The organism is Lactiplantibacillus modestisalitolerans, from assembly GCF_005405425.1.
Lineage (GTDB): Bacteria > Bacillota > Bacilli > Lactobacillales > Lactobacillaceae > Lactiplantibacillus > Lactiplantibacillus modestisalitolerans.
On sequence record NZ_BJEA01000010.1, the window covers coordinates 127,070 to 139,838 of the forward strand.

Here is a 12,769-nt window from a genome sequence, read left to right on the forward strand (position 1 = left end):
TTCAACGGTAGGTTGGGAGTCCTTTTTTCGATACTGAAAAAACGTCAGAAAATTAATCATCCGGGAGGAGCTGGAGCTGTGAAGCTCGTTATAAACCAGTTAGAATAAGAATTATAAGTTCTTAAGAATAAAAAGCGTGTCGCTCAAACATTGTTGAAATCGGTTAATCCACCGTTTTACCGTTAATTTTGTGTCTTTACGAAACCCATTACATCTCGTATACTCCGAGGAGTCCAGTTTAATTAATTAGAAATTGAAGGGAGTTACACGCCATGCGCGCAATTCGAGATGAGAAAGTTCGGTATAAAATGTATAAGAGTGGAAAAACATGGGTTATCGTTGGTTTGACCTTGTCAACCGGTCTACTTTGTAATCAGTTAAAGGTTTTAGCAGCAAGCGACCAAGTTAAAGTTGAGGAGCATCGGCAGTTAGATGCGCCGTCGTTACCTGCCATTGAAACGGTCACCGTCACGCCAGAACCTGAGGCGGTAACTTCTGCAGCAGTGGTTGCCGTTTCACCACAAACTGATACGAGCAGTCAAACGGTAAGTAGCACGCCGCAAACTAGCACTGCCAGTCAGGTTGCGACTGCTTTATCACCAACTGATGCGGACCAACCGGCTCAAGTTTCGCCACAAACTGATGCTAGCAGTCAAAGTACGGAGCTTGAATCGGCCGCTAGCACTCAAGTTGATGCTGGTACGCCGAATGAAAATGCGACCAATGCACCGGCTAGTGCTGCTCAGACTGATACGCAAACTGCAACTAGTCAGCCCAATCAAACAACCAGTGCGGCCGGGACGGATGGAACCGACCTTGATAGCGATGCGGAGAAGCCAATATCCAGCGCAACCACGGAACCAATCAGCGACGGGCACGCCGCACCTAGTGCTGGAAGTCAGTCGAGCTTAAGTGCTGCGAGCAGTCAGGCAACGAATACAAGTGGTGTTGGTTCGGATGCTGTGGCTAATTTAAGTGCGGCGCAGTCTGCTGAGACGAGTGCGGCTAGCGAAGCCCAGGGGAGCCTAGCAGCACCGGTAATACCGAATGAAGCGCCGGTCACTTCCATGGTTGCGGTTCCGGCGGAGCAGTTGGCAGAAAGTGCGATTAATGTGGGGGCGTCAGCGGCACCAATTTTAACTGCGACTGAGGGAACTGATTCTTCGACGAAGGCGTTGACCACGGCGGAACAGGCCGACGTTTCTTATTATTTTCCGCATGATATGGATACGTGGTTACCAGATGAAAACTTCCGCTATATTTTATTGCAGCAATTAAAAAAATATGGATTTCAGATTACGAGTGTTGATCAAATTAAACCAGAAATGGTATCAAAGCTAAAAGAATTCCAATTGGATGAACAATTACAGTTGGACGATCGGGCGTATATGGAAGCCGTTCTGAATGTAGCGTCCATTTGGGGTGTGCAATACATGGTGGACTTGGAAAAATTTGACTTTACGGTCTCTCAAAAAGCTCTGGATAAGTGGGGATACCAAGGTGCACAGCGTCGAAGCAAGTTATTGGACATCACGGCATTAAGAATGAAGCCGAAGCTGAAGGCCTTAATTGTTAGGGGCACGTCCGTCAACCGACTGTCGTTAGATCAGCTCCAAATACTCCATAACTTAGAATTTGTTGACCTGTCGAATAATCAAATTGCAAGTATTGATCAACTTACCGATAGTTTGGTTGATAAAGGGCAGTCCGTCATTATTGCGGACCAAATGATTACAGAACCGAATATCAAGGTACACGCGGATCCGGTAACTGGCAAATATGTGACGACTTCGTATGCCGTAGATATGAACGGTAAACGGATACCAGTCAAAGTCGGTGCAACGGCAACTGCCAAGGGTCACAATCTTGATGCGTACACAATTGAATGGGACCAGTTGGGCCAGGCGGGCGAGTTTGTGATGGCGTGGGATATTCCTGCGATAGCGTCCGGAATTAACGCGAATACTTTTAGTGGGTCGATTGTGATTCCGTACGAAACGGATTTAAGTTATGGGAATGCGCAAATTAACTTTGTCGATGAACAGGGCAATCCAGTCTTGCCGTCCATCCACTTTTCGGCGCCAATTGGTGTAGAAATGAATTGCTACGAGATAGAACGTTATTATCATTATGGCACATATTTATTTGATCTTATGAAAGCTCATGAGATTGAGATTATTGGAGATACTGAATGGAAAATGACGGATGAGCTACACGTGGTTACGGTTGTTGTTCGACCAGCCCAAAGTATTTTACACGTTTTATTTGTTGATCAAGATGGTAATGCGATTCCGGATGATCCTGTAAACATGATTGAACCGGCCGATTTAGAAGATATGTGGGAATTTTATGTTGTGGACGAGTCAGACTATTTTAAATACGTTTCTGCGGAATTAGATGGTAAGCCCCTGGCAGTAGATGAAAACTACAAGCTTGAGGTCATGTACACCAAACCAGTTCATAACCTAATTTTGACTTTTAAACGGAAATTAGGCAACGTTACACTACACTATGTTGATCAAAATAATCAACCAATTGCCGAAAAAGAAGTTGTTCAAGGACTATTGAATACCGATTTTACGATTACACCGCAGCCAATTCCGGGCTATAAGTTAGTCATGACTGAGGGGGACTTGTCAGGCCAATTCACAGGCACGGATACGGGAATCACGTTCACTTATGAAAAGGATGAGGATTTCGCTGCCCCGGGTGAACCAGAAACGCCGGAACAACCAGGGGAACCAGAGCAACCAAGTGAACCGCAAGAACCAGAAACACCCGAACAGCCAGGCGAACCGCAAGAACCAGAAACACCCGAACAGCCAGGTGAACCGCAAGAACCAGAAACACCCGAACAGCCAGGTGAACCGCAAGAACCAGAAACACCCGAACAGCCAGGCGAACCGCAAGAACCAGAGACACCCGAGCAGCCAGGTGAGCCCGAAGAGCCTGGACAGCCAGGTGAACCCCAAGAACCAGAACAACCAGGCGAGTCTGAACAGCCCGGGACTTCGGAACAACCAACTGATTCAGAACAGCCCGCGCAACCGGCCCCGTCAGATTCAACTGGTGCAGCGGATCAAAATAACGATTCCGCACCTGCTGACGATGAAGCGGCCCAGTCCCAGCAAGCAGATGTGCTTACCGATTTAGACGCAGGTTCGCAACCCGTGGCAGTGTCCGCACAGCACCTTAATCAGCTTGGTGCGGTGCTACGGCCACACTTTGGTGAATCACTATTAGGTCACGTTGTTCACACCGCGGCTAATGAGCGATTAGTCGACGAAAAGTCCGCAATGGCCGCCGCTGCAACTTCGATCACTGCTGGTGCTGTTACCCGGGATGAAACGACCCGCGATGAAGCGACGTCGAAAACGCTCCCCCAAACGGATGAGCAGGCTACTAGTTGGGCGCGGCAATTAGGCCTGGCCTTACTCGGTCTGATTGGCGCCACGTACTGGTTCCGCAAGCGTCAGTAAAGTGGTTAGTTAGCTGAAAATGTTGATTTAGCACTGTTTCTAATGACAGAACGTAAAAAAGAGAGTGTGCCAAAAGTCAGTTAGCTGGCGCGCGTTTCGACTATTAACATTCGGAAAACACAAAAGGAGCTGTGGCGCATGTCACAGCTCCTGTACATACTATTTAATTTCGGCGCCGAGGCTGTTTTTAAAATGGCGGAGCGCCCAGTCGTGACCGGCAGCGTCAAAGCTAGCGACTGCGTTTTCGTGGATCACGAGTTGGTAACCCAGATTATAAGCGTCAACCGCGGTATGCAGGACGCAGATGTCGGTACAGACGCCGACTAAGTGGAGCGTCTCCACGTGGCGCTCGCGCAGGCGTAAATCGAGGTCGGTTCCTGCAAACGAACTGTACCGCGTTTTATCAAATTGCCAGACGTTACGCTCGGCGTGGTGCGTTTCAAACCATTTTTTTAAGGGGCCGTATAATTCGCGTCCCCAAGTACCACGAACGTTGTGCGGTGGAAATAAGCGGCTTTCGGGATGATAGGGGTCGTGGGGCGTATGAACGTCGGTCGGAAGCAAGACCCAGTCACCATTGGCTGCCATTTGATCGGCTAACGTGACGATGGGTTCCGCAAGTGCTTGACCGGGCTGGCCACAAGTGAGGGCGCCCTGATCAGCAACGAAGTCGTTTGTGTAATCGATGATAAGTAGTGCCTGCTTAGATGCCATGTAAAATCTCCTCCAGTGTAATTCGGTAAACGTTTGGGTAACTAGTTAACTTGTATTAATTGTACGAGTTTTCGGCAGACTGTCAATTAGAAGGCCATTCTTTTCATTTGTGTATAAATAATTTAATAATAATTAATTAGGATAACTATTATCCAAGGGCGTTAACTCGCTTTATAAACGGGATTATGGTAGTGCTAACCAGTCCAAAGGTTCCGCTAATAATTAAATAACAAGAAAAGGTTGATTAAGTTGACGATTAATTTTTTTATATGATAAGGTAGGATTGTTAAGGGGCTTATAGGTTGAGCCGATAATGTAAAATGGAACGGTTACTTGGTCGCGACGATCGTGTGTAATTATGAGCATGACGAACAATCAGGTGAGCGGCTTTAATTGATTTTTATGGAGGATGAATCAATGTTTCCTATTAATGATCCAATCAAAACACCGAAAAAAAAGGGTTGGTATTACGTGAGTACGGTCTCACTGGTGCTATCCGGGGCCTTATTTTTAACCACGCATGCGCAGGCTGATGCCACCACGGGGGTAACGTCGGCTGCTGATGTTAGTCAACAAGCGAAGCAAGCGGCTCCCGAATTATCAGGGAGTCAGGCGTTACGAACAACGGTGGATTTGAATTCGCAACCAATTGCGGCCGGGGAAAAGAACCCGGATGGCGCAACCGCGGGAGCGCAGTCGATAGCAACTAGCGCTGATTCCACGGGTTCGAAGCAAACGAATACGACTAACGTGGACGCGGAGCAACCGCAAGCTTCAGCGGCACCCACAACGCCATCGCAAGCCCAGAATCCACAGACTGAAGCGTCCGCCACACAGCCAGTAGATGATAATAGTAGTGCGAGTGAATCCCCATCATCAGGGGAGGCAGATGAGCCGGTAACGTCGGCGGCACCTGCAGTGACTGAGGACCCGACCGCGGACGACCCCGAACCTGGGACAACTAGTGCCGATGGGGTGAATAAATTAGTGGTTACCCCTGCGAACGTTCAAGCGTCGGCGGAAGCAGAGCCGGTTTTAGCGAAGACCACGGTACGGTCACAGCAGCCCGTGCAACGTTCAGCCAAAAATGAAAGCGCTGTCAAAAACGCTTCTGAGCATGCCGATACGGATGTCGTTCACTTTGAGGATGCTTATCTAAAAGGAACGGTGCTTAAAAGCATGCAATTGGACATGGATGGGGAACTGACTTATGGGGATATTCGGAAAATAAAGAGTGATAGTCTAAAGATTGCACGTTCTCACATCACTTATGATGAAACACCGATAACCTCATTAGTTGGGTTAGAGGCGTTTCAAGACTATGGGGGCTTACTGAATCTATATATCGGAATTCAAGGCAAGGGCGGTTTTGACTTAACGCCCCTGCAAAATTTACGGTTTACTTCACTGAATTTAATTACTCCCGATTGGCATGACGTGGACGTCACCCAATTATTGAAAATTGATCCGGTGCCATTGCAAACGGTGACCTTGGAAGGGACTTCAAACGTTCCCAATCCAAACGGGATGACTAACGAACAGTTGGCCCAAATTGCGGGCTGGTTGACGGAGATGATGAATACCGGGGGTACTGGGGCCGGGGGTTTTATGCAGATTTGCGTGGGAAAAAACCAGATTAGTGATTACTCATCATTAAAGGGGATTGATCACAATTCAGACAAATGGAAAACGGCTTGGGTAACAAGTTGGGGTCAGACGATTACGAATTCAGAACCGATTAACATCGTTAAAGGCCAGCCGTTAATTTTTACGGCGGATGAAATGATTGGTATCGATGGTGAACGGGCGCGTTACGGTAAAATTTATACTAGTGACGGTCAAGAAATTGAGCAGTTAGCCGATGGTCGCTATTATTTACCGAGCGTGGATAGTAGTCTCGAATTTCTACAATACGGTCATAAGCAAAGTTATATTGGAAGCCATTTGGCCGACTATATTGATCAATATTATGGAGAAAACGAGACTGGTTTACGGCTAATGACTTATGGTCTAGTGACCCGCCCAATCAACTGGTTAGATTACCCCATGATTACAGTTAACTATTGGGATAAAAAGACGGGCGAACGTATTAAGCAATTTTCGTATGGCGATGAACAGACTAAAATTGGCGATTCAGTTGAGATTGATTCCCAAGTTGACGGTTATCGCCTAGACGTAACTGCCTCCGATGCATTAACGCAAACGTATGGCTCTGATCCGCTTGAGGTTAACCTATACTATGACCAGCTGGCGCGGGCGGTGACGATTAACTTTGTCAATACCAAGACGAATGAAACCATTGTGGAAACGCAAACCGTTGGTGACGGGACGCAACTAGTTGGTGATGCACTCGACTTAGGTGGTTATCTTGAACTTGCTGGTTATCGGTTTAATGCCGAGAAGACGGGTGACCTGCCAACAAGCTTTACCGCTGATGCCCAAACGGTAACGCTATACTTTGATCAGCTTGCGGGCGCAATCAAAGTTGAATATCGCGATGATGTAACGGGAACATGGCTCCAGGAGCCTAAGACGTTCGGCGATGGCAAATTGGTTGGCGATGTTGAGGACTTATCTGCTGAAACTATGATGGCTGGTTATCGCTTCATGTCTTCAGATCCAACTGATTTGAACATTACGTATGGGGCCGATGGGCAGACGGTCATGCTCTACTTTCACCAGTTAGCGCAATCAGTTACGGTCAACTTTATAAATTCAAAAACTGATGAAGTCATTAAACTCCCCCAAATCGTTGGTGACGGTACGCAACTGGTAGGCGACGCGCTAGATTTCACCAGTTACCTCGAACAAGCGGGTTATCGGTTTAACGCTAAGGTAACAGGTGAACTGCCAACAACGTTTACTGCCACAGAACAGGCAGTGACGTTATATTTCGACCAGCTTGCGAAGTCAGTTACGGTCAACTTTATTAACAAGAAGACTGGTGAACCCATTAAGTCAGCACAAACCGTTGGTGATGGCACGCAATTAGTTGGCGATGCTTTAGATTTGACCAGCTACCTCGAACAAGCGGGTTATCGGTTTAACGCTAAGGTAACGGGTGAACTGCCAACAACGTTTACTGCCACAGAACAAGCAGTTAAGTTATATTTCGACCAACTTGCAGGCGTAATCAAAGTTGAATATCGCGACGATGTAACGGGAAAACCGGTCCAGGAGACTAAGACGTTCGGCGATGGCAAATTGGTTGGCGATGTTGAGGACCTATCTGCTGAAACTATGATGGCTGGTTATCGCTTCATGTCTTCAGATCCCACTGATTTGAACATTACGTATGGGGTCGATGCGCAGACGGTTACGCTCTACTTCCACCAGTTGGCGCAGTCAGTCACAGTTAACTTTATTAATAAGAAGACTAGTGAACCCATTAAGCCAGCACAAACCGTTGGTGATGGTACGCAATTAGTTGGTGATGCTTTAGATTTAACTAGTTACCTCGAGCAAGCTGGTTATCGCTTTAACGTCAAGGCGACGGGTGAACTACCAACAACGTTTACAGCCACAGAACAAGCAGTGACACTATACTTCGATCAACTTGCGAAGCCAGTTACGGTCAACTTTATAAATTCAAAAACTGATGAAGCCATCAAGATACCCCAAACCGTTGGTGATGGCACGCAATTAGTAGGTGATGGGTTAGATTTAACCAGTTACCTTGAACAAGCCGGTTATCGGTTTAACGCTAAGCTGACGGGCGAGCTGCCAACAACGTTTACAGCCACAGAACAAGCAGTGACGTTATATTTCGACCAGCTTGCGAAGTCAGTCACGGTCAACTTTATAAATTCGAAAACTGATGAAGCCATTAAACTCCCCCAAATCGTTGGTGACGGTACGCAGCTGGTAGGCGATACGCTAGATTTAAACAACCACCTCGAACAAGCGGGTTATCGGTTTAACGCTAAGTTGACTGGTGAGTTGCCAACGACTTTCACTGCTGAATCGCAAACGGTGACGCTGTATTTTGATCAATTGGCACAACCAGTTAAGGTTAGCTTTATTAATAAGAAGACTGGTAAAACAATTGCACCAACTCAAAAATTAGGAGACGGTTCTGAATTAGTTGGTGATGAGCTTGATTTGACGCACTTACTGGCTTTAACGGGCTATCGATTTAATGCTGAGGAGACGGGCGAACTGCCGACAACCTTTACCGCTGATGGCCAAATAGTAACGCTATACTTTGATCAACTTGCAGGCGTAATCAAAGTTGAATATCGTGATGATGTAACGGGGAAACCGCTCCAGGGGACTAAGACATTCGGCGATGGTAAATTGGTTGACGATGTTGAGGACTTATCTGCTGAAACTGAGCTGTCCGGGTACCGGTTCATGGATTCCAACCCGACGAACCTGAACATCGTGTATGGGGCCGATGCACAAACTGTTACGCTTTATTTCCACCAGTTAGCGCAATCGATCACGGTCAACTTTATTAACAAGAAGACTGGTGAACCCATTAAGTCAGCACAAACCATTGGCGATGGTACGCAACTGGTGGGTGACGCGCTAGATTTAACTAGTTACCTTGAACAAGCCGGTTATCGGTTTAAAGCCAAGGAGACGGGCGAACTGCCAACAACGTTTACTGCCGCAGAGCAAGCAGTTAAGTTATATTTCGACCAACTTGCAGGCGTAATCAACGTTGAATATCGCGACGAAGTAACGGGTAAACCGCTTCAGGCGACTAAGATGTTCGGCGATGGCAAATTAGTCGGCGACGTGCAAGATTTGACTGGTGAAACTGAGCTGTCTGGGTACCGGTTCATGGTTTCCAACCCGACGAACCTGAACGTCGTGTATGGGGCCGATGCGCAAACGGTTACGCTTTACTTCCACCAGTTGGCACAGTCAGTTACGGTCAACTTTGTTAATCGAAAGACTGGCGAAACCATTGCGTCAGCCCAGACGTTTGGCGATGGCACGCAGCTGGTGGGTGATAAGCTGGATTTAACGCACTTACTAACGTTGGCTGGTTACCGTTTCAACGAAGCTGCCAGCGACGCGTTACCAACGACTTATCAGGCGACGAATCAAAAAGTCACGTTAGCGTTTGACCAGTTAGCGCAACCGGTCACGGTCAACCTGGTTGATCAGCGTACTGGTAAGACTTTGGCTAGCCAAGTATTTGGCGCCAACGCCCTCGTTGGGGATGCGTTGGATCTGACGAGTTATTTAGCGTTAGCGGGTTATCGATTGGTTGAAACCGACCCCCAAACGCTCCCAACAAGCTATTCGGCAACGGCTCAAACGGTGACTGCTTATTATATTCAGCAGGCCGCTCCCGTTACCGTTAACTGGGTGAACGCCGCAACTAACGCGACCCTTAAAACGCAGGTTCTTGGGACGAACGGGTTGGTTGGCGAGCAACTGGATTTAACGGACCTCACGCATTTAGCAGAATACCGTTATCGGTATGCGTCCGTAACGGATTTAAACGTCACGCTGACCGCCGAAGCCCAAACGATTCAGCTGTACTTTGATCAGGCGGCGGGTACGATTACGATTGAATACATTGATCAGGATACGGGGCGGGCGATTCAAACTGCCAAAGTCATCGGTGATGGTCAATACGTCAGTGACGTTATTGACTTGATGGCCGAGCGTGTACTTGCCGGTTACCGTTATAATCAATATCACTTGGCTAACCAACTCCGGTCGCGGTTACGGTCATTTGTACCAATGGATTTAGACCAAATTACCTTTAAGGTGAGTCCGCAAACGTTGCGGCTGTACTTCTCCAAGCAGACCGGTGGGTTAACGGTGCGGTTCGTTGATCAGACGACGGGCCAGTCAATCAAGCCGGACCTACATTTTAGTCAGGATAAGTACGTTGGTGACGTCGAAAATTTAAGCGCTTACACAAGCGTTGACGGTTACACCTACGTCGGGGCGGCTAATCCAACCTACGTTTATCAGGCGACGCCGGAAACGCTGACCTTGGAATTTCGGCCAAATCAGGTTGCGGTCGGCACCATTACCGTGACTTACGTTGACCAGACGACGGGCCAGCAGTTGGCGACGAAGACTTTGAGTGGACCCGTTGACAGCGTGAGTGATTACCAAACGAACGCCCAAATTCAAGCGTACTTGGCACAAAATTATGTGTTAGTGACGGACGGTTACCCTGTGGGGGTTAAATTTGGTTCTGAACCGCAAACCTATCAGGTTGTCTTAGCACACGGGACGCGGAGTGTGTCTGAACAGCGGCAGGTTCGACGGGTGATCAATTATCAGTTTGCAAATGGTCAGGTGGCGGCTCCCCAGGTGGTGGCCGCAGTGACCTTTGAACGAACGGGCATTGAAGACCTCGTGACGGGAGGCGTTACTTGGCATAATTGGACGGGGGCGCAAACTAGTTTTGCGGCGCAGCCGTCACCAGTGATTGCTGGGTATCAAGCTGATCAAGCAGTTGTACCCGCAATTGAAGGGGTTACGCCAACCAGCGCGGACTTTGAAACGACCGTAACGTACCAAGTCATTGATCCAGTAGAACCAACGGAGCCAGAGCAACCAACGGATCCAGAAAAACCGACGGAGCCGGAGAAGCCGACGGAACCGGAGAAGCCGACGGAGCCAGAGCAACCGACGGAACCGGAGAAACCAACGAATCCAGAGCAACCAACGGAACCAGAGAAGCCGACGGACCCGCAAGAGCCAATCGCTCCCGAACAGCCGGTAGCGCCAACTAAACCAACGGCACCGGCTGAATCGGAGACGTCAGCGGCTAAACCAGTAGCCAAGTTGCCAGAAGTGGCCCGGGTGGATGTCCAGAAAACAATCTCAACTACGACAACTTTGAAACGGGCCCGGGCGGTTAATGCGGATACGGCCCAAGTAACGCCGCCAACCCTCCCACAAACTAGGGAGCGGCGCCAAGGCCTACTCGCAATTCTCGGGACGTGGTTGTTGGTCGTATTAGGCTGGCTGGGTTACCGGCGACATTCCTAAATTAGTGGTCAGATAAAAGAGAGTTGTAATTGGACGAAGTTATTAAAATAGGTGCCAGCATCGTCGCCATTTAAGCGGGATGCTGGCACCTATTTTGTTGCTGGCAATTACGCGGTTGGCCGTTCGTAACGGTAGTAGACGTAGATAATGGAAATTAGAATTAAGATGGCGAGAAGCGTGAGAATCGCGAAGTCGATGGTTGCACCACGCGCCGTACTTAAAACGGCATCACTCGTTGTGAGGGCCACCGCCGAAATAACGACCGACAAAACGTTGGTTCCCAGTGAACCGGCGTACTGTTGCATCATGCTGAACAAGGAGTTCTGGTCGGATTTCTGGGCGCCCTGAACTTGGAGGCTCCCGTCGGAAAGGGCGCTACTGAAGCCAAAGTTAAAGCCAATCCGTACCAGAACGTAGATCCAAGTAATGCTAATCAGGGTTAGTGAACTGGCGGTGAAGAAAAATAAGCTACAGCCAATGGTAATCAGAATCCCACTCAACATTAGTGGGAGCGTTGCGCCGCGTTTGTCAAAGAGTTGTCCAGCAATCAGTCCAACGACGGAACCGAGCAGTGAACCGGGAAGAAGCATCAAACCAGCTTGAGCGGAGTCCGCTTTTAACACCGTTTGGGCAAAGATTGGTAGGACGAATGAGAGCCCAATGTTCATGAATTGCAAGCCAAAGTAGCTAAAAAGCCGCAACCGCAAAACCGGTAATTTTAAGATTGAAAAGTCGATTAATTGCCGGCGACTGCGGTGGTTGTACCACGTTAAGGCGGCCCCGAACAGAAGCGCAATCAGCACACCTAGCCAAAACTCACGGGACAACCAGCCGTGCCGCCCAGCTTCATCAAACGTAAACAGGATGGTAATGAAAATGATGGCTAACCCGGCCACTCCGAGGTAATCAAAGTGGACGCCGTGCGTTCCCCGGGCGGTTCCGCGGATGGTCAGCCAACCGAGAATTAGAATGATGAGAATTAGGGGTAAGATGCCCACAAAGATTTCACGCCAAGACCAAATCCGGTTCACAATACCGCCGTACGTGGGGCCCAGCGCCGGAGCCAATGAAATGACCACCCCTGCGATTCCGGTATAGAGTCCCAGGCGCGCGGCGGGAATTTGATCAAAAATCAAACTAAACATGAGGGGCGTTGACAGACCAGTGGCGACGGCTTGAAGGAGCCGACCGGCCATTAGAATGGTGAAGTTGGGGGCGCTCCAACAAATTAGTGAGCCAATTAAGCACAAACTGACTGCAACTAGGAAAATATTGCGCGGGTTGAATTTTTTCAGAATAAAGGCGGTTGTACTCATAACAATCGTCGTCAGTAACAGGTAGCCGGTCGTTAGCCACTGGACGGTTCCCAGGGAGACGTTTAAATCTTTGGTTAACGTTGGAAAGGTCACGTTCATTGACGTCTCAATTAAAACACCCAAAAACGTGAGCAGCCCGACCGCTAAAATTGAAAGTTTAACGCGGAGGGTCACGGGATTAGTCATCAAAACAGCTTCTTTCTTATGGCCGAAAAAAAGCCATGACAATTAGCTCTGTCATAGCTTGAACGGTTGATTGATTGACTTGATTATACTGGAAAACGGCCA

At 48.5% G+C, this 12,769-nt stretch carries 4 protein-coding genes; 2 read left to right on the forward strand and 2 right to left on the reverse strand.

The genetic code is table 11. The features are described from left to right. Nucleotides 1-272 precede the first annotated feature (272 nt). On the forward strand, nucleotides 273-3,479 hold the full coding sequence (locus FFM79_RS06845; protein WP_137642727.1) for a MucBP domain-containing protein: 3,207 nt from the start codon (nucleotides 273-275) through the stop codon (nucleotides 3,477-3,479). Between the two features lie 159 nt (nucleotides 3,480-3,638). On the opposite strand, the gene FFM79_RS06850 is transcribed toward FFM79_RS06845, so the two are convergent. Then, entirely contained in the window at nucleotides 3,639-4,193 is a 555-nt protein-coding gene (locus FFM79_RS06850) for a cysteine hydrolase family protein (protein WP_137642728.1), read from the reverse strand. 417 nt (nucleotides 4,194-4,610) lie between these two features. On the opposite strand from FFM79_RS06850, the gene FFM79_RS06855 reads away from it, so the two are divergent. Next, nucleotides 4,611-11,165 carry a MucBP domain-containing protein gene (locus tag FFM79_RS06855; RefSeq protein ID WP_170177405.1) on the forward strand — a complete coding sequence of 2,185 codons (6,555 nt, stop codon included), beginning with the start codon at nucleotides 4,611-4,613 and terminating at the stop codon, nucleotides 11,163-11,165. Nucleotides 11,166-11,272: 107 nt separating this feature from the next. Here FFM79_RS06855 and FFM79_RS06860 read toward each other — a convergent pair whose 3' ends face one another. Further along, entirely contained in the window at nucleotides 11,273-12,667 is a 1,395-nt protein-coding gene (locus FFM79_RS06860) for an MFS transporter (protein ID WP_137642730.1), read from the reverse strand. Between the last annotated feature and the right edge of the window lie 102 nt (nucleotides 12,668-12,769).